Origin of the sequence: Parasaccharibacter sp. TMW 2.1884, from assembly GCF_023337695.1 — a bacterium.
Taxonomy (GTDB): Bacteria; Pseudomonadota; Alphaproteobacteria; order Acetobacterales; family Acetobacteraceae; genus Bombella; species Bombella apis.
This window is the reverse complement of sequence record NZ_QORR01000001.1, coordinates 494944-512200: the sequence shown is the minus strand read 5'-3', so window position 1 is coordinate 512200 and position 17257 is coordinate 494944. Positions and strand designations below refer to the sequence as shown.

The window sequence follows — 17257 nt, the reverse complement described above, 5'->3', positions numbered from 1 at the left end:
ATATCACTTTACTGATGGCAGAATAGCATTAGCCGGGAAAACCCGCTAAGCTGCCCCAGCATAGAGATGCCGACACAGATTGACCAGCACGGCGTGTCCCTTCTCTGCTCATGCGCAGTGGATGCATCGTGCCGACCGGGGAGAGCAGAATGACCACCGTACCCAAATTCGTCATTGGGAACTGGAAAATGCAGGCTCGCCACGAGCACGGCCTACAGCTCGCACGGGACATTGCCCATGGCATGAAAGAAGCCCCGCCGCCAGCCCACCTTCACACCATCATCTGTCCGCCTTTCACGCAGCTCGATGGTGTCCATCAGGCCCTGAAGGAAGTCTGCCTGCCCCACGAGCAGCTGGCCCTGGGGGCACAGGACTGTTACCCGGCCTCCTCCGGGCCCTTCACGGGGGATATTTCCGCCCCGATGATCCGGGACATGGGAGCACGCTATGTCATCCTGGGGCATTCCGAACGGCGCCAGAACCATGGGGAGACGGACGCAGTCATCCGTCAGAAGGTCAAGGCCGCCACGGCAGCCGGACTGACGCCAATCGTCTGCATTGGCGAACATCTGGCCGAACGGAACGAAGGTCGGGCCGCCAGCGTACTTTCCACACAGATTGAGGGCTCCCTGACACGGGGCTTCCGTGGAATCGTGGCCTATGAGCCTGTCTGGGCCATCGGCAGTGGTATCACACCCTCCCGGGAAGAGCTCCAGAGAAAGCTCCAGCTGATCCGTGCCCTGCTGCCAATGAGACTCATGACGGATGACATTCGTGTTCCGGTCCTGTATGGCGGGTCTGTAACTTCCGTGCAGGCTCCCTCCATCATGTCCATAGAGGCAGTGGATGGGGTGCTTGTCGGCAGTGCCAGCCTCGAGGCACGAAGCTTCCTGGACATCATTGGCGCTGCGGCTGAAGCAACAACGCCTCAGCCTTCCCCATAACCTGTTGGACCTGACTGCATGACCACATTACTGCTTATCCTCACTGTTCTGGTTGCCCTGGCCCTCATCGGCATTATCCTGATCCAGCGTAGCGAAGGCGGTGGTCTCGGCGTTGGTAGCAGTCAGGGACTTGGCTCCTTCATGTCCGGCCGGGGGACAGCCACCCTGCTGACCCGCGGTACAGCCGTTCTGGCTGCCATTTTCATGATTCTCTGCCTGTGTCTGGCCGTGCTGAACCGTGGGGCCTCCAGCGGTGGCAACACGCGGGACATTCTGGCCCATCCTCCTGCCAGCCAACCAGCAGCTCCAGCGGCTCCGACAGCACCGTCCCAGCCACAGCATCCCTGAGGCCATTTTTGGGGGAAGCGGAGCACATAATCTGCTTCCCCTTCCCCCCCTCTTCACTATATAAGGGCCTCCCATGACGCGCTTTGTTTTTGTGACGGGTGGGGTTGTATCCTCCCTCGGTAAAGGTATCGCTTCGGCGGCTCTGGCTGCCCTCCTCCAGGCTCGTGGGCACAAGGTCCGCATCAGGAAGCTGGACCCTTATCTGAATGTTGATCCGGGCACGATGAGCCCGTATCAGCATGGTGAGGTGTTCATCACTGATGACGGTGCCGAGACCGACCTCGATCTCGGTCATTACGAGCGTTTTACGGGTGTTCATGCCCGTCGCTCCGACAACACCACGACCGGCCGTATTTACTCCGATGTCATCGCCCGGGAACGCCGGGGCGATTACCTCGGGGCTACGGTCCAGGTCATTCCGCACATCACGGATGCCATCAAGGAAGCCGTGGTTACCGATACGGATGGCTACGATTTTGTCCTGGTTGAAATCGGCGGCACGGTTGGCGACATTGAGAGTCTTCCTTTCCTGGAAGCCATCCGCCAGCTCCGCAATGATCTGGGGCATGAGAACACCATGTGTGTTCACCTGACCCTCCTGCCTTACATTCCCTCCGCTGGTGAGCTGAAAACCAAGCCGACCCAGCATTCCGTCAAGGAACTCCAGAATGTCGGCCTCCAGCCGCAGATTCTGCTCTGCCGCTCCGACCGTCCCATTCCGCAGACAGAGCGGCAGAAAATTGCCAGCTTCTGCAATGTCCGTCCCGAAGCCGTAATTGCAGCGCTGGATGTCGATACAATCTACGCCTGCCCTATCGCCTATCACGAGCAGGGCATGGATCGTGAAGTTCTGCGTTATTTCGGCCTGCCGTTCGAAACAGCGCCAGACCTCTCCCGCTGGGAGAAAATCGTCCGTGGCGTTCGGGAGCCGAAAGGCGAAGTCCGCATCGGCATCGTCGGCAAATATACGGCCCTGCTGGACAGCTACAAGTCCCTTGCCGAGGCCCTTCTGCATGGTGGCATCTCGCAGGATGTCCGTGTCCATATGAACTGGATTGATGCAGAAGAACTGGAAGACCCCTCCAGTCTTGAAGAGCAGCTGCGTGGCATGGATGGCATCCTCGTGCCGGGCGGCTTTGGCGAACGTGGGTCTGAAGGCAAGATCAACGCTGTCCGTTATGCCCGTGAAAACCGGATTCCGTTCCTTGGAATCTGCTTCGGGATGCAGATGGCCGTTATTGAATGTGCCCGCTCCCTCGCAGGCCTGAAGAAGGCCTCCTCCACGGAGTTCGGCCCGACAGATGAGCCACTGGTCGGCCTGATGACCGAATGGGCCCGTGGCACGGAACTGCTGCGCCGCCGTGAAGGAGGCGACCTTGGCGGAACCATGCGTGTCGGTGCCTATCCGGCCAAACTGGTTGAAGGCTCCCGTGTTGCAGAGGTCTACGGCCGGACGGACATCCGTGAGCGCCACCGCCATCGCTGGGAAGTCAACGTCCATTACCGTGACGTGCTGGAAAAAACGTCCCTGCGCTTCTCTGGCATGTCTCCCGATGGCGTTCTGCCCGAGGTGGTGGAATATCCAGACCATCCCTGGTTTATCGGTGTGCAGTACCATCCAGAGCTGCTTTCCAAGCCGTTCGACCCGCACCCGCTTTTCGTAGGGTTTGTCGGCGCGGCAAAAAAAGAACATCTGTCACGGGAACAGGATGTATGAGCGTCCCTCTGGGCAAATTTATCATTGGTCAGGATCAGCCCTTCCGGCTGATCGCTGGCCCGTGCCAGATCGAATCCCGTGATCACGCCTTCTTCATGGCCGAAGCCCTGCATGGGCTCTGTCAGGAGCTGGATATCAAGCTGATTTACAAAAGCAGTTTCGACAAGGCCAACCGCAGTTCCGTCCATGCTGCCCGTGGTGTCGGTATGGAGGAAGGGTTGAAAATCCTCTCCGACATCCGGTCCCGCTTCAATATTCCTGTGCTGACGGATGTTCACGCACCGGAACAGTGTGCTCCTGCAGCTGAAGCTGTGGATGTTCTACAGATTCCGGCTTTTCTCTGCCGTCAGACAGACCTTCTTCTGGCCGCTGGACGGACAGGACGGGCCATCAATGTCAAAAAAGGGCAGTTCCTCGCTCCGCAGGACATGCAGAACATTGTCGACAAGCTGAAATCTACCGGCAATGAGCGTATCCTGCTCTGCGAACGTGGCACCTGCTTCGGCTACAATACACTCATCAACGACATGCGGGCCCTCCCCATCATGGCGCGCACCGGCTATCCCGTCGTCTTCGATGCCACCCACTCCGTGCAGCAACCGGGCGGATTGGGTACAGCCACCGGAGGGCAGCGTGAATTCGTTGCTCCGTTGGCCCGGGCCGCCCTGGCGACAGGTGTCAGCGCCCTGTTTATCGAGACCCATCAGGAACCGGATACGGCCCCCAGTGATGGCCCGACCATGATCCCCCTTGCTGAAATGCGGTCATTGCTGACCCCACTCAAAAAGATTGACGAACTCGTGAAAGCTGAGGGCCTCTGATCAGAGGCCCTTCCTCCCTCTCAAAACTGGCCTTGCGGTGAGAGAAGGGCAAACAGGAAGCCAATCACGCACAGACCGGTGCTGATGGCCCGGACCATGATATATCCCTGCGGCAGGTCACCATGCCGGTTGGCGATTCGTTCCAGAGCAAAAATTCCTGCAAAGCCGATTGCCTCCAGCCCGAAGCCTGTGCGCAGATTTCCCAGCAGGCCTACGCAGAGGGCAAGCCACCCCCAGAGAAACGCAAACGTCCCTGAAAGAAGCGCCCGCCTGTCCCGCAGGCTCTCTCCCTTTGGCGGAATGATCGTGGGTTTGCTGGCCAGCAACCCCCACTGTACAGCCCCATAAAAAGGCAGGAGGCATCCCCCATAGGCCAGAAGGATCTGGCTGAGATGTGGCAGGGATGTCAGCACACCCGCCAGAAACAGCCAGCCCCCCACCAGAAAGGGAAAAACGCCGCCAAGCGCAACAAGCATGGCAGCCGTGACAGGAAATTGTCGCATCTTAATTGACCTCGGGCGCGGATTTTGAGACTGAAATAGAGCGAAAGCGGATCCGGTCTGCGAGCTGATAATAGGCCGTTCGGGGTCCGCCGCATAGAGTCAGGAGAAGTCCCTTGAGCGCTATTGTTGATATTATTGCCCGCGAAATTCTGGACAGCCGTGGTAACCCGACTGTTGAGGTAGATGTTGAACTGGCCTCCGGTGTTACCGGTCGTGCCGCTGTTCCTTCCGGTGCCTCCACCGGTGCCCACGAAGCTGTAGAACTGCGTGATGGCGACAAAAAACGCTTCCACGGCAAGGGTGTCCTGAAGGCCGTCAACGCCGTGAACACGGAGATCGCCGACAAGCTGCGTGGCATGGAATCTGAAGACCAGATCGCCATCGACCAGGCCATGATCGACCTTGATGGTACACCGAACAAAGGCCGCCTTGGCGCCAATGCCATTCTCGGTGTGTCCCTCGCCGTGGCCCGTGCTACAGCTGAAGAGCTGGACCTGCCGCTGTATCGCTATGTTGGCGGCACATTCGCCCATGTTCTGCCGGTCCCGATGATGAACATCATCAACGGTGGTGAGCATGCGGACAACGCCATCGACTTCCAGGAATTCATGATCCAGCCGGTCGGGGCTTCTTCCGTTGCTGAAGCCATCCGCATGGGCTCCGAAATCTTCGCCTGTCTGAAGAAAGAGCTGCACAAGAACGGCCTGAACACCAACGTTGGTGATGAAGGTGGTTTTGCTCCGAACCTGAAGTCCACAGAGGAAGGCCTGAAGTACATCGAGAAGGCCGTTGCCGATGCCGGCTACAAGTTCGGTACGGACATCACCATCGCTCTCGACTGTGCCTCCACCGAGTTCTACAAGAACGGCCGTTACGAGATGAAGGGCGAAGGCAAGAGCTTCTCCTCCAGCGAGATGGTCTCCTACCTTGAGGAACTGACCAAGAAGTTCCCGATCGTCTCCATCGAGGATGGTCTGGCTGAAGATGACTGGGAAGGCTGGAAAGAGCTGACAGAGCGTCTGGGTGACCGCATCCAGCTGGTCGGTGACGATCTCTTCGTGACCAACCCGGCCCGCCTGAAGGAAGGCATCGAGAAGGGTGTTGCCAACTCCCTGCTCGTGAAGGTGAACCAGATCGGCTCCCTGACAGAGACACTGCACGCTGTGGAAATGGCCCAGCGCGCTGGCTACACCACTGTCATGAGCCACCGTTCTGGTGAGACAGAGGACAGCACCATTGCCGACCTCGCCGTCGCCGTGAACACGGGGCAGATCAAGACCGGGTCCCTCTCCCGCTCCGATCGCATGGCCAAGTACAACCAGCTGATCCGCATTGAGCAGCAGCTGGGCAAGAGCGCCAAGTATGCTGGTCACAGCATCCTGAAAAAAGCCCGCAAGTAATTACGGGAGCAGTTTAGCCGGTTCTCCCGGCTGAACTTGCGGAAAGGCCTCCACCTGGAAACGGGTGGGGGCTTTTTTTATACCTCCCCTTCAGATTTCTCTCTGGCATGGCCGGCAGATACCTTGCCTCTCCCGCCAACCGCTTATAAGGTGATAACCGTTTCAACCTGATCAACATGAAGACCGAGGAGCCATTGCATGATCGCTCTGCTACGGCGTGGACTGGGTGCTGTATTCGCTCCGCTCCTCTTTCTGCTTCTGACAGCCTATTTCATCTGGAATGCCCTGCATGGGACTCTTGGTATTGAGGCCTATCAACGACAGAAGAAACTTCAGGCAGAGGCACAGTCCGCCCTGCTGGATGCCCATAAGGAGCAGGACATCTGGCGTCGGCGCGTCATGGCGCTGAATGAAAGAGCCCTGGACCCGGACATGCTGGATGAACGGAGCCGAGTGATGCTCAACAGCAGCCGCAAGGGCGATCTGGTCATTCCCTACGGTGAGAAAAACTCTCTTTATTGACAGACAGAATGACCGGGCTCTGCCCCCGCTCACCTCACGTTTCCCTGTAAACTATCAGGTCGTTTCTCCCCTCTTGGGGGCAATGACACATAAAAAAAGCGGCCCCAAAAGGCCGCCTTTCTTTTTCGTCAAATGGAATGACGATTACTTGATCTTCGCTTCACGGAAGACAACGTGCTTGCGCACGACCGGGTCGTACTTGCGTACTTCCATCTTCCCCGTTGCCGTACGGGCATTCTTCTTCGTGACATAGAAATAACCCGTATCTGCAGAAGAAACGAGACGGATCATGATTACGTTTGTCTTGGCCATACTACCCTCGGACTGCTGCCGCATGATGGGACGCTGCTTCATCAGTGTCGGAGCAGCACATCCCCTATACCTGAGCGGGACAATGATACCTTGAGCCTTTCAGGTCAAGCCCTTTCCAGCCCACGATACCCTCATTGAGACAGATTATGCTCTTTTTCTCACAAGATTGGTCTCATTTGTCCCAGTCAAACTGATAAACCCTTTCACTCTTATGAGAACGATGGGACCTCGCAGGAGCCTCAAAGCCCAGAGCATCCACGTAATCATCATCACGTTTTCTGCTCGGATGATGACGCTCCTTCTGGGCATGTGCTTCCACATGCTGCCCGGCGACCGTGTGATGCTCCCTCTCGATAACCACCACCTCATGCTGACGGGCCTGCTTATGCCTATGCGTCCGATGCGGCTCCACCACCGGCTGTGCTGCATCCACCACTGCAGCCTCATGCCTGTGATGTGCTCCAGCCTTGCCCTTGGACCTGTGCTGTCTGCCCATCTCTTCATCAGCTCCAGACTGTTGTGGAAGAGGAGCTGCTACGACACCAGTCTCAGGCTGCGGACGGGGTGCTTCCGTAACGGCTGGTACCTGACGTACAGGACGCTGCGGTTCGGAAGGAACCTCGACCCTGGGCTGCGGACGGGGCGCTTCCGTAACGGCTGGCGCCTGACGTACAGGACGCTGCGGTTCGGAAGGAACCTCGACCCTGAGCTGCGGACGGGGCGCTTCCGTAACGGCTGGCGCCTGACGTACAGGACGCTGCGGTTCGGGAAGAACCTCGACCCTGGGCTGCGGACGGGGCGCTTCCGTAACGGCTGGCGCCTGACGTACAGGACGCTGCGGTTCGGGAAGAACCTCGACCCTGGGCTGCGGACGGGGCGCTTCCGTAATCGTCGGCTCCCTGTAGGCTGGCTGCCGGGATACGGCACCCCCGCCAGCCCTGCGCTCCAGATGGGAAAGCGGTTCTGCCGGCGGTGCCTTCTGGAGCTCGGCCTGAGCCTCCTGCCGCGATTCCTCAGAAGAATGAACATGCCCGAATGTTCTGGCATGTGCGTACAAGGACGCCTTGCCCGCACTGACAACCTTCACGCTGCCATCAGGAGCGATGAGCGTATCCGTTCCATCACCATTGGGAATGCTAACCACACCCCGCCCTGCGGGCTCCATGTAAGGCCGCGCATTATCCTTGACATGGGATGGAATGGGTTTGCCTATGGGCATCACGCCCTTACCGGACCCATAACGCTGCCCGACATCTTCCCCGACACTCATGCCCTGGCCATCATTGAGCTGCTGCCGGAGATCCGCATCAAGCTGTGGTCGCGCCTTCTGCCATTTCTCAACAAAATTCCTGTCAGACCGGCTGACATCCTGAAGGCTGGGCACAGGCTCCGGCTGACCCGGCCAGACATCCCCCTCCTCGGGAAGAACAGGCATTGTGCTCAGCTTCACTCCCCGGACACGCTGCGCAGTCTCGCTCCGGGCATCTGGCATGTTCGGATTGCCAAAAGGATTGATCGTACTGCCCAGATGCCTGTCCAGACCCGTGCAGCTGACCGAAAAACTGGTACACCCCACCGCAAAGAAGGACATGACAGCGCCTACCCTCTTTAGCTTTCCTTCCCTGCTTTTCATTCCCTACCCTTTACAATCATCGCAACCTGTCCCCAGGAAGGCTCAGCCCACCTTCTGCCACCATCATCTCGAGCTGCCAGATACCTCACACCAAGTCTATCTCCGCATCTGTGCCACGGTCGCCTTGAGGTAGCCTGTCCCCGTCAGAAGCGTCGGAATGACAGACAGCCAGAGCAGCGCAGCGCCAATTACGCCAAAGCACCATGTCACGTCATGAAAGGAGGTAGAAGCCCCCTCCCCCAGAATCAGGAAACCGATGGCCACCATCTGTGTGCCTGTCTTCCATTTGGCCAGACGGGTGGACGGAATCGTCTCATTGCGGGAGGCCATATACTCCCGCAACCCGCTGATCATGATTTCCCGAAGCATGATGAGAATGGCTGCATACAACGAGCAGAACCGCAGCCCTCCCATCCCTGCAAGTGCCAGGAGAAGCCCCCCGACAAGGAGCTTGTCGGCGATCGGATCCATCATCCTGCCAAGGTCTGATGTCAGGCCTTGCCGACGGGCCAGAGCCCCATCGAGATAGTCAGTCACACAGGCGCCAACATACAGCAGAAACGCCATATCAGCCCACAGGCCACCACCTGCCAGACACCCGATCAGCACCGGGATGACAAGGATACGGAACAGAGTGAGAAGGTTGGGAAGATTGATCACCTGATATCCCTAATATGGAAGGCCACCCCCAACACGGTGCTCAGTCAGGGTTTTTTGAGGACGTCACTCTGTTCTCTTACCCATTCTGGATGGAAATATCCATAAATGACCTGTGCCATTTCGCGATTAATTCCCGGTACATGCTCCAGCTCTTCCAGAGCCGCCTGCCCGACATGGCGTGCAGAGCCGAAACGGGTCAGCAGAGCCTTCTTGCGAGCTGGGCCAACACCGGGAATCTCGTCGAGGCCGGAACGGGTCAACGCTCTGGAACGTCCTGCCCTGTGTGTCGTGATGACAAAACGGTGGACCTCATCCCGCAACCGCTGAAGATAGTAGAGGACAGCATCATTGACGGGCAGCTGGAACGGTTCCTTCCCCTCCACAAAGAACCATTCCCTCCCTGCATTGCGGTCCACCCCCTTGGCAATACCCACAACAGGAATGGAGGACAGGCCCCTCTCCGCCAGAATCTCCCGGACGACTCGTACCTGCCCTTTGCCGCCGTCAATCAGCAGCAGGTCCGGCCAGTTTTCACTCCCTGAATCATCCGGTGTCAGCTGGGCAAAGCGACGGGTCATGACCTCCTTCATCATGCCAAAATCATCACCCGGAGCGACAGGACCACGGATGGCAAATTTCCTGTAAGCCCGCTTCACGAAACCTTCCGGGCCGCCCACAATCATGGCGCCATAGGGAGCCTGTCCCATCAGATGAGAATTGTCATAAACTTCAATACGTTTCGGTGGCTCGGGCAGGTCGAAAAGCTCGGCCACCTTTTCCAGCAGAACGGCCTGCCCGGCCGTTTCTGCAAGCCGACGCTCCAGAGCTTCACGAGCATTGAGAATGGCGTGGTCCAACACCGCCTTCTTTTCACCCCGCTGCGGCTGGAGAATCTGCACCTTCTGCCCCCGTTGCAGGCTCAGCGCTTCAGTCAACAGAGGCTGTTCAGCAGGCTCAGAACTTGTCAGCACCTGTAAAGGAGGCTGCTTGTCCTCGTAGAACTGGAGCAGAAACGCCGCAAGAACATCAGCCGCAGGCTCATCTGCCTCATGCCGGGGATAGAAAGCCCTGTTGCCATTGTTGCGACCACCACGGATGAAAAAGACCTGGATGCAGCTCTGCCCCGCCTGCTGCCAGAGCGCAACGACATCGGCCTCCTGGATGCTGGCCGGATTGATGGCTCCTGAGGCCCGTAGATTGGCAAACCCCCGGATACGGTCACGGATGAGAGCAGCCCGTTCGAAAGCCAGCTCCTCGGAAGCCTGTTCCATTTCCAGGGTCAGGCGCTGTTGCAGCTCCCGGCCGCCTCCACTCAGGAATTCCTTCGTCTGTTCCACCAGCCCCTGATACTCCAGCGGGCTGATGCGCTCCACGCAGGGAGCAGAGCAACGCTTGATCTGGTGCAGCAGGCAGGGGCGGGTCCGGGATTCGAAAACGCTGTCCGTACAGGTCCGCAGCATGAAGGCCCGCTGAATGACCTGAATTGTCTGGTCCACTGCTCTGGATGACGCAAAAGGCCCCCAATAGGTTGCCCCTTTGACGGGCTTCCCCCGTTGGCGCATCAGGCGGGGATAGGCGTGATCCCCGCTCAGCAGAAGCCACGGATAACTCTTGTCATCCCGCAGAAGGATGTTGAAGCGGGGCTTCATCCGCTTGATGTAGTTGGCCTCCAGCAGCAGGGCCTCGGCCTCGGTTCGTGTCACGACGATTTCCATGCTGGCCGTCAGGGAGACCATGAGTTTCAACCGGTCCGGCAGACGGGCGACATGCGTGTAAGACGTGACCCGCTTCTTCAGGTTCAGCGCCTTGCCGACATACAGCACCTCCCCCTTCGCACCGATCATGCGATACACGCCGGGACTTTCAGGAATCGTCTTCAGGGCTTTCCGAATCGCAGGGGCGCCGTGGGGTCTTTCAGGCATATGTCCTAGTTTTCCGCCAGTTTTTCATGATCATGCTGCGCCTTTCATACTCATCCACCATTCCTGTGGACAAAGCTGTGAATACTCCAAGGGTAAAAGCACACAGCATAGGGTTTCTCTTCTTTTTTCATAGATTGCCCATTTTTTAGGCAAAGAATATAACCATCTGAAAAATAAGGAATTATAAAAGATTTTATCCCTGCATCCTCCCCTTTCCTGCCCCCTGATGGCGGTGTGGGCTGTCAATCCCGTTTCTGAAAAAATTACTGTGCAAAAAATACCACGAATTTTCTCAAAAAGTAAAAATCAGGTTTGACATTCCGAAATTTTATCTTCTGCCCTCTGCAACAGGCGCAGCATGTTTTCTCCACATATGGCCCGAATCTCCCCGGCATCCAGACCAGCAACAGCCAGCGCTTCGGACACATGGTGAGTCTCACTGGCATCCTGCCAGCCCTCTATCCCGCCTCCGCCATCAAAGTCGGACGAAATTCCCACATGTTCGACACCAATCCTGCGGGCCACATACAGCACATGCTCCACAAAATCTTTCAGCGTTCCACCACCACCCCGGCGCAGGAATGGCCCCATGGCTGTAATCTGGATCAGGCCACCACTGGCCTTCAGTGCATCAAGCTGTCCGTCATCCAGATTGCGGGGATGATCACACAAAGCCCGCACACAGGAATGGCTGGCAAAAACAGGAACTGAGGATGCATCCACCGCCTGCATCATGGTCTTGCGGGATGCATGGGAAACATCCACCAGCACACCATGCCGGTTCATCTCACCAATAACCTCCCGCCCCAGAGCGGACAGACCGCCATGCACTTCTGCCGGCCCCTGCCGGACAACCGCCGAATCCGCCAGAAGGTTATGGCCATTATGGGTCAGGGTCATGTAACGCACGCCATGCCGCCGGGCGAGATAGCCGATCCGGGCCGGGTCATCCGCCAAGGGGTAGCCATTTTCCATGACAGGCACCAAAGCCACCTGCCCGGCCTCCGTAGCCCGCCGGATATCCGGAACTCTCCGGCACAGCACAGCCTGCCCGGAAAGATGAAGCGGAACCATCTCTTCCATCGCCTCCAGCATGGCCCGTGCTCTTTGCCACGCTGCCTCATGCCCTGCGTCATCCAGACCAGCCTGCGGTGTATAGGCAGCCAGACAGGCCACCCCCATCCTACCGGCCTGCGCCTTCGGAACGGTAAACCGGCGTTCCACATCCCGCATGGCAACATCCGCCTGGTCCCGCTTATGCCAGCAGGGCAGACCTTCCGCCGTTTTTTCGTTCCATGGAATATCAATATGGCTGTCGATCATCAGGATGGGCATATGCGGGAGACTTTCCTTATTCATTCCCCCCAGATTGGGGTAAACCCTGTTCATCGCAAGATCATCCGTTGAAATTTCCCGCTCCAGAGGAGATCAGAAAACATGCGTCTCATTACATGGAACATCAATTCACTCCGCCTCCGGCTACCCCTGCTCCAGCGTCTGATTGAGGAACAGGCCCCTGATGTCATCTGCCTTCAGGAAACCAAAGTGCCGGACCCTCTCTACCCCCGTGATGCACTGGCAGAGCTGGGTTTTCCCCATCAGCTCTATCGTGGAATGAAGAGCTATAATGGGGTCACCATTCTCTCCCGCACACCGCTGGAGCCCATTACCGGCACGCCGGACTGGTGTGGCCGGGAGGATTGCCGCCATGTGGCTGCCAGCATCCAGACAGAAACCGGGCCGGTGACGCTCCACAATTTCTACGTGCCCGCCGGTGGCGATATTCCCGACCCGCAGGAAAATGAAAAATTCGCCCATAAACTCGCCTTCCTTGAGGAGGCTACAGCATGGTTCCGGGCCAATCCGCCACAGCGGAGCATTCTGGTCGGTGATCTCAACATCGCTCCGCTGGAGCATGATGTCTGGAGCCACCGTCAGCTTCTGAAAATCGTCAGCCATACGCCACCGGAAACGACACGCCTGACCGAATGGCTTCATGCCGGATTTGAAGACGCCATGCGGAAGGCCATTCCAGAACCGGAAAAGCTCTTCACATGGTGGTCATACCGCAATCGTGACTGGAAAAAATCCAACCGGGGGCGCCGTCTGGACCATATCTGGACAACACCGGACCTTCTCCCCGGCCTGAAGACAATCAATGTCCTCAGCCCCATGCGGGACTGGACCTCCCCTTCCGACCACGTTCCCGTCATGATGGATCTGGCCGTCTGACCAGACTGGACCAGATGGCAGAAAGGCTGGCAGGACTTCCTCCTGCCAGCCTTTCTTCTATCCGCCCTCAGGGCACCATCCGTCAGAGATCAGGATTCAGGCAGTACCCACCACCTTCCGTCAGCAGAATCCCGGCCCGGCCATGATCAGGCTCGATCTTCTGCCGCAGACGGTAGATGTGCGTTTCCAGCGTGTGGGTCGTCACCGAGGCGTGATAGCCCCAGACCTCATGCAGCAGCACGTCCCGCTCCACTGGCTGCCCACCGGCACGGTAGAGATATTTCAGGATTGCCGTTTCCTTTTCCGTCAGATGGATGCGCTGCCCCTTTTTCTGGTCCACCAGCTGCTTCCTGGCCGGATGGAAAACATAGGGACCGATATCAAAAACAACATCCTCACTGTTCTCGAAAAGACGCAGCTGCGCCCGCAGACGGGCCTTCAGCTCGCCCATGCGGAACGGTTTGGCCACGTAGTCATTCGCTCCAGCATCCAGACCACGAATCACGTCATCTTCATCATGCGACCCCGTCATCATGATGATGGGGATATGAATGCCCCTCTCCCGCAGCCCGGCACAGAAATCCCGCCCGTCACCATCTGGCAGGTTCACATCCAGCAGAAGAATGTCTGTCCTGCCTCCAGAAGAGTGATCCATCACCTCCCGTGCAGCCGCAATGGTGGCAGCCTGTTCAACGCGGTACGCTTCCTCCTCTCCCAGCTGTTCAGCCAGCAGAAGGCGCAAGGCATCATCATCGTCAACAATCAGTATTGAGTGATGAGCATTCATATCCCAAAAATCCCGTCCGTAATGCACTCAAAACCCCGCCTCTCCGCCCATGCCGGATGGGCAGACAGGGAGGACCTGTCTTTCTGATAGGGCACTACACTAGCCCGAATGACGGCCAAGCACTACGCCCCTGCACGCAGTTCTGCTTCCTCTTTTACATCTGCCCCCTCATCACGGCTTTCCGGCGCCCTCATGGAAATGACAAGATCCCCCATGCTAGGCATGGTCCAGGCCCGATCTTCTGCCGAGCGAATGAAGATGCCCGTACCCCGGCGAACGATGAGCAGATCCAACCGGTTTTCTTCTTTCCCGAAAAGATCCACCGTGGCATCCGTCACGCTCTGACAGACAAAACGCCAGCCACGACTGAACAGGGTATCAAAGAACGTATAGTTCCAGCCCGGTTCTCCCAGCACCTTCCCCCGGGCATCACGTGAGAGGCCACGATACAGGTCCAGCCGGGCCACACCGGGACTGACCTGATAGACCCTCTCCCGCCCCATATGCGGAGCCATGTGCCCGCAGACCATCCCGTTATAGATGGCATCCCCGGTCGTGGCGATCAGGTAGTCCGCCGGGCGCTCCTCCAGAGCCTCCTGCCCCGCTGCGGAGAGAAGTTCCGCCTTGAGGACCGGCACCCCACGCCGGGCTGCGGGCATGAGTTCCTGCGCTGTCGTATCCACCAGCAGAACAGGTACCTTCTCCTCATTCAGGCAGGCCGCCAGATCGGTCGACCAGGCATTACCACCAAGAATGACCAGAGCAGGCTCATTGGAGAGAGTCAGATGCAGCCTTCGTGCCAGCGGGCCGAGTGAAAAACCGTGGCAGATCATCGTAACGGCAATCACGCAGAACACGGCCGGCATGACAAGATCGGCAGAGGCGTACCCCGCCTCCGAAAGCTTGATCCCCGCCGCACCAGCCACAGCCGCCGCAACAATCCCTCGTGGAGCGATCCATCCGACAAAAATCCGTTCCTGCCAGCTGATGCTTGTCCCCAGCGTGGCCAGGAAAATGCACAGGGGGCGAACGACAAACAGCACAACCAGCGTGAGAAGCAGGATGGGAATGGACAGTCTGGCCAGCACGGCACGGTGCAGGTCGGCCGTCAGCAGGATGAACAGAACGGATACCATCAGGACCACCAGAGATTCCTTGGTCCGTTTCAGTTCATTCAGGCCCGGGATATGCAGGTTGGTCAGCATCATGCCGAAGACTGTCACGGCAATCAGGCCGGCCCCTTCCATCACCAGCGTGCAGGCCTCGAAAATGATCAGCGCCAGCGTGACCATGATGGGTACCTTCAACAGCTCCGGCATCAGGTCCCGGGTAAAAAGGTAACGCAGCAGATAGGCAGGCAAAATGCCCGCCGCCACGGAAACAGCCCCAGCCAGAAGCATGTCCGGCAAGGTATGGACGAAGAAAATCTGCTTGTGCAGGTCCACATGCAACAGCATGATCTGCATGACGACGGCAGCCAGAATGGCCCCCAGCGGGTCGTTGACGATGGCCTCCCACCGCAGGAAGGCCGCCACACGGGGCTGGAGTTTGGCACTCCGCAACAGGGGCAGGATGACCGTCGGCCCCGTCACCACAATGATGGCCCCGAAGAGAAAGGATGTTCCCCATTCCAGATGGGCAACATAATGGGCTGCCAGAGCTCCCAGTATCCAGTTGATTGGCAGGGCCACCATCGTCAGGCGGGCAACGCCCTGCCCGGCCTCCCGGAGCTGGCGGATATCCAGCACCATTCCACCCTCAAAGACGATCAGGGCCACCAGCATGGAGACCAGTGGACGGAATGCATGACCCAATGTTTCTGATGGATGCAACCACCCCAGAACAGGGCCAAAAAGCAGCCCCATGGCAAAGAGCAGAACAATGGCTGGGAGCCGCAGGCGCCAGGAAACCCATTGTGCCAGCATCCCTGCCCCGAATGTCAGCACCACACCGAAGAGAACATCATAGGCCATAGGGGATCTGTTTCCTCCAGTCAGACAGGACCGCCCGGCCCCGTAGCAGGAACAGGCTGGCCATTGTCCAAATATTAGCCATTTTCATGACAGATGCACAAATCCGCCGCAGGGACAGACAGGAGACCGGATAGCCCGTCCCTGCATGCGTCTCAGCCCTGGGACATTTTTGCCATGGCCGCCACGAAGAAACCATCCGTCCCGAAACCATGAGGCGTCAGGGAGAAAAGTGCCTCCTGCCGCAGTTCTTCCGGCAAAAGGGTGGAACGTTTCTCCGCAGGCAGCAGGGTGTAGGCCTCCTGCCTCTTCAGGAAGGCTTCAATCTGCTTTCCGTTCTCCGCCCCCAGAAGGGAACAGGTGGCATAGACCAGCTTCCCGCCCGGCCGGACGAGACGGGCTGCAATGTCCAGAATGGCTGCCTGCTTGGCGCAGAGTTCCTTGATGTCCTCCTCTGTCAAACGCAGGCGGGCATCAGGATTGCGCCGCCATGTCCCGGTACCGGAACAGGGGGCATCCACCAGTACCGTGTCAAACTGGCCTTCCCGCCGTTTCGCCCATTTGTCGCCTTCACTCAACAGATGCCGTGTCACGTTATGGACATCCGCCCGGCGCAGACGCTTCGTGGCACCATCCAACCGGACCCGGGAGACATCACAGGCCACGATCTGCCCTTTATTCTCCATCGTCATGGCCAGAGCCAGCGTCTTTCCGGCAGCACCGGCGCAATAATCCAGCAGCCTCTGCCCCGGTCTGGCATCCACGGCAGCTGCGATCAGCTGGCTGCCTTCATCCTGTATCTCTACCAGCCCTTCCCGGAAAAGAGCCGCCGCCGTAACGGGCTGACGTCCTTCAAGCCGGATGCCCCACGGAGAGAGAGCCGTCGGCTCCCCCTGAAAACCTTCCCGCCGGAGACGGCGCAGGGCCTCCTCCCGTGTTCCCTTCAGAAGATTGACCCGCAGGTCCAGGGAGGGTGCCCCCATGAGGGCCCGCATTTCCTCCTCCAGCCTGTCACCAAAATCTTCCACCAGATAAGGGTGCAGCCAGTCGGGATATTCCAGCCGGACCGGCAGTGGCTGCTTTTCGCTGCTGATGTCCTGCCCTTCCAGAGCCTCCAGCATGACCATTTCACGCTCGCTCAGCGGAGCTGGAGCGTAACGCTCCCCGCTGAAAAGGGACTGGATGGATGAAAGGGGCTGCCCGACAAAATGCAGCATGGCCGCACAGAGCAGCCTCGGGGAAACATCCTCATGCCGGTAGCGCAGGTCCGCCCGCAGATGCCAGTGCAGCCGACGCCATGCCCGCAGCACGTCCCACGCAAGGGTGGAAATGGCCCGGCGGTCACCACCACCGATATAGCGGCGTTCACGGAAGAAATTGTTGGCAACGGCATCAGCCGGACGGTGCGGTGCGTTCTGGATCGCACAAAGCAGATCAATCGCACCAGAAAGACGAGCAGCGGGGGTCATGGCCCCCGCCTACTCCG

The 17257-nt window shown here is 58.4% G+C and carries 16 protein-coding genes; 7 read left to right on the top strand and 9 right to left on the bottom strand.

Going from position 1 to position 17257, the window contains the following annotated elements; all coding sequences use genetic code 11:
• The first annotated feature begins 149 nt into the window (after positions 1-149).
• The 4 genes from tpiA (at position 150) to kdsA (ending at position 3830) form a co-directional block, all read left to right on the top strand.
• A complete protein-coding gene (tpiA, locus tag DTI93_RS02245) occupies positions 150-944 on the top strand; it encodes a triose-phosphate isomerase (RefSeq protein WP_043560363.1) in 795 nt (264 codons plus the stop codon).
• A gap of 18 nt (positions 945-962) precedes the next feature.
• Positions 963-1292, top strand: coding sequence for a preprotein translocase subunit SecG (secG, locus tag DTI93_RS02240; protein ID WP_043560365.1), 330 nt, complete (start codon positions 963-965; stop codon positions 1290-1292).
• Positions 1293-1365: 73 nt separating this feature from the next.
• Positions 1366-3009 carry a CTP synthase gene (locus DTI93_RS02235; protein ID WP_043560366.1) on the top strand — a complete coding sequence of 548 codons (1644 nt, stop codon included), beginning with the start codon at positions 1366-1368 and terminating at the stop codon, positions 3007-3009.
• Entirely contained in the window at positions 3006-3830 is an 825-nt protein-coding gene (kdsA, locus tag DTI93_RS02230) for a 3-deoxy-8-phosphooctulonate synthase (protein WP_103765486.1), read from the top strand. The genes DTI93_RS02235 and kdsA overlap by 4 nt, the downstream gene beginning before the upstream one ends.
• Before the next feature lie 20 nt (positions 3831-3850).
• Here the strand turns inward: kdsA and DTI93_RS02225 are convergent, their stop codons facing one another.
• The gene (locus tag DTI93_RS02225; RefSeq protein ID WP_086431032.1) at positions 3851-4333 is read right to left on the bottom strand and encodes a DUF3429 domain-containing protein; all 483 of its coding nucleotides are present in this window, start codon (positions 4331-4333) and stop codon (positions 3851-3853) included.
• A 113-nt stretch (positions 4334-4446) separates the two neighbouring features.
• On the opposite strand from DTI93_RS02225, the gene eno reads away from it, so the two are divergent.
• Complete coding sequence (gene eno / locus DTI93_RS02220) at positions 4447-5733, top strand: phosphopyruvate hydratase (RefSeq protein ID WP_043560384.1); 1287 nt, start codon at positions 4447-4449, stop codon at positions 5731-5733.
• A gap of 198 nt (positions 5734-5931) precedes the next feature.
• On the top strand, positions 5932-6255 hold the full coding sequence (locus DTI93_RS02215; protein WP_043560387.1) for a septum formation initiator family protein: 324 nt from the start codon (positions 5932-5934) through the stop codon (positions 6253-6255).
• A 144-nt stretch (positions 6256-6399) separates the two neighbouring features.
• On the opposite strand, the gene rpmG is transcribed toward DTI93_RS02215, so the two are convergent.
• The 5 genes from rpmG to DTI93_RS02190 form a co-directional block, all read right to left on the bottom strand.
• Entirely contained in the window at positions 6400-6567 is a 168-nt protein-coding gene (rpmG, locus tag DTI93_RS02210; RefSeq protein WP_043561310.1) for a 50S ribosomal protein L33, read from the bottom strand.
• Positions 6568-6739: 172 nt separating this feature from the next.
• A complete protein-coding gene (locus DTI93_RS02205) occupies positions 6740-8158 on the bottom strand; it encodes a hypothetical protein (protein WP_249079521.1) in 1419 nt (472 codons plus the stop codon).
• Between the two features lie 138 nt (positions 8159-8296).
• A complete protein-coding gene (gene pgsA, locus DTI93_RS02200) occupies positions 8297-8860 on the bottom strand; it encodes a CDP-diacylglycerol--glycerol-3-phosphate 3-phosphatidyltransferase (RefSeq protein WP_043560391.1) in 564 nt (187 codons plus the stop codon).
• A 44-nt stretch (positions 8861-8904) separates the two neighbouring features.
• On the bottom strand, positions 8905-10782 hold the full coding sequence (uvrC, locus tag DTI93_RS02195) for an excinuclease ABC subunit UvrC (protein WP_103765482.1): 1878 nt from the start codon (positions 10780-10782) through the stop codon (positions 8905-8907).
• A gap of 306 nt (positions 10783-11088) precedes the next feature.
• A complete protein-coding gene (locus DTI93_RS02190; RefSeq protein WP_249079519.1) occupies positions 11089-12117 on the bottom strand; it encodes a dipeptidase in 1029 nt (342 codons plus the stop codon).
• A gap of 102 nt (positions 12118-12219) precedes the next feature.
• On the opposite strand from DTI93_RS02190, the gene DTI93_RS02185 reads away from it, so the two are divergent.
• Positions 12220-13014: an exodeoxyribonuclease III gene (locus DTI93_RS02185; protein WP_081563089.1), complete on the top strand. Its 795-nt coding sequence runs from the start codon at positions 12220-12222 to the stop codon at positions 13012-13014.
• 82 nt (positions 13015-13096) lie between these two features.
• Here DTI93_RS02185 and DTI93_RS02180 read toward each other — a convergent pair whose 3' ends face one another.
• The 3 genes from DTI93_RS02180 to DTI93_RS02170 form a co-directional block, all read right to left on the bottom strand.
• On the bottom strand, positions 13097-13801 hold the full coding sequence (locus DTI93_RS02180; RefSeq protein ID WP_043560399.1) for a response regulator transcription factor: 705 nt from the start codon (positions 13799-13801) through the stop codon (positions 13097-13099).
• Between the two features lie 122 nt (positions 13802-13923).
• The gene (locus DTI93_RS02175) at positions 13924-15774 is read right to left on the bottom strand and encodes a sodium:proton antiporter (protein WP_086431035.1); all 1851 of its coding nucleotides are present in this window, start codon (positions 15772-15774) and stop codon (positions 13924-13926) included.
• A gap of 152 nt (positions 15775-15926) precedes the next feature.
• Complete coding sequence (locus tag DTI93_RS02170) at positions 15927-17240, bottom strand: RsmB/NOP family class I SAM-dependent RNA methyltransferase (protein ID WP_249079517.1); 1314 nt, start codon at positions 17238-17240, stop codon at positions 15927-15929.
• Positions 17241-17257: the final 17 nt, after the last annotated feature.

What these genes read in the sequence shown, in the direction of transcription:
- tpiA (WP_043560363.1), top strand. Translation starts at nt 150, where the DNA reads ATGACCACCGTACCCAAATTCGTCATTGGGAACTGGAAAATGCAGGCT.
- secG (WP_043560365.1), top strand. Translation starts at nt 963, where the DNA reads ATGACCACATTACTGCTTATCCTCACTGTTCTGGTTGCCCTGGCCCTC.
- DTI93_RS02235 (WP_043560366.1), top strand. Translation starts at nt 1,366, where the DNA reads ATGACGCGCTTTGTTTTTGTGACGGGTGGGGTTGTATCCTCCCTCGGT.
- kdsA (WP_103765486.1), top strand. Translation starts at nt 3,006, where the DNA reads ATGAGCGTCCCTCTGGGCAAATTTATCATTGGTCAGGATCAGCCCTTC.
- DTI93_RS02225 (WP_086431032.1), bottom strand. Translation starts at nt 4,333, where the DNA reads ATGCGACAATTTCCTGTCACGGCTGCCATGCTTGTTGCGCTTGGCGGC.
- DTI93_RS02215 (WP_043560387.1), top strand. Translation starts at nt 5,932, where the DNA reads ATGATCGCTCTGCTACGGCGTGGACTGGGTGCTGTATTCGCTCCGCTC.
- rpmG (WP_043561310.1), bottom strand. Translation starts at nt 6,567, where the DNA reads ATGGCCAAGACAAACGTAATCATGATCCGTCTCGTTTCTTCTGCAGAT.
- DTI93_RS02205 (WP_249079521.1), bottom strand. Translation starts at nt 8,158, where the DNA reads ATGTCCTTCTTTGCGGTGGGGTGTACCAGTTTTTCGGTCAGCTGCACG.
- uvrC (WP_103765482.1), bottom strand. Translation starts at nt 10,782, where the DNA reads ATGCCTGAAAGACCCCACGGCGCCCCTGCGATTCGGAAAGCCCTGAAG.
- DTI93_RS02190 (WP_249079519.1), bottom strand. Translation starts at nt 12,117, where the DNA reads ATGCCCATCCTGATGATCGACAGCCATATTGATATTCCATGGAACGAA.
- DTI93_RS02185 (WP_081563089.1), top strand. Translation starts at nt 12,220, where the DNA reads ATGCGTCTCATTACATGGAACATCAATTCACTCCGCCTCCGGCTACCC.
- DTI93_RS02180 (WP_043560399.1), bottom strand. Translation starts at nt 13,801, where the DNA reads ATGAATGCTCATCACTCAATACTGATTGTTGACGATGATGATGCCTTG.
- DTI93_RS02175 (WP_086431035.1), bottom strand. Translation starts at nt 15,774, where the DNA reads ATGGCCTATGATGTTCTCTTCGGTGTGGTGCTGACATTCGGGGCAGGG.
- DTI93_RS02170 (WP_249079517.1), bottom strand. Translation starts at nt 17,240, where the DNA reads ATGACCCCCGCTGCTCGTCTTTCTGGTGCGATTGATCTGCTTTGTGCG.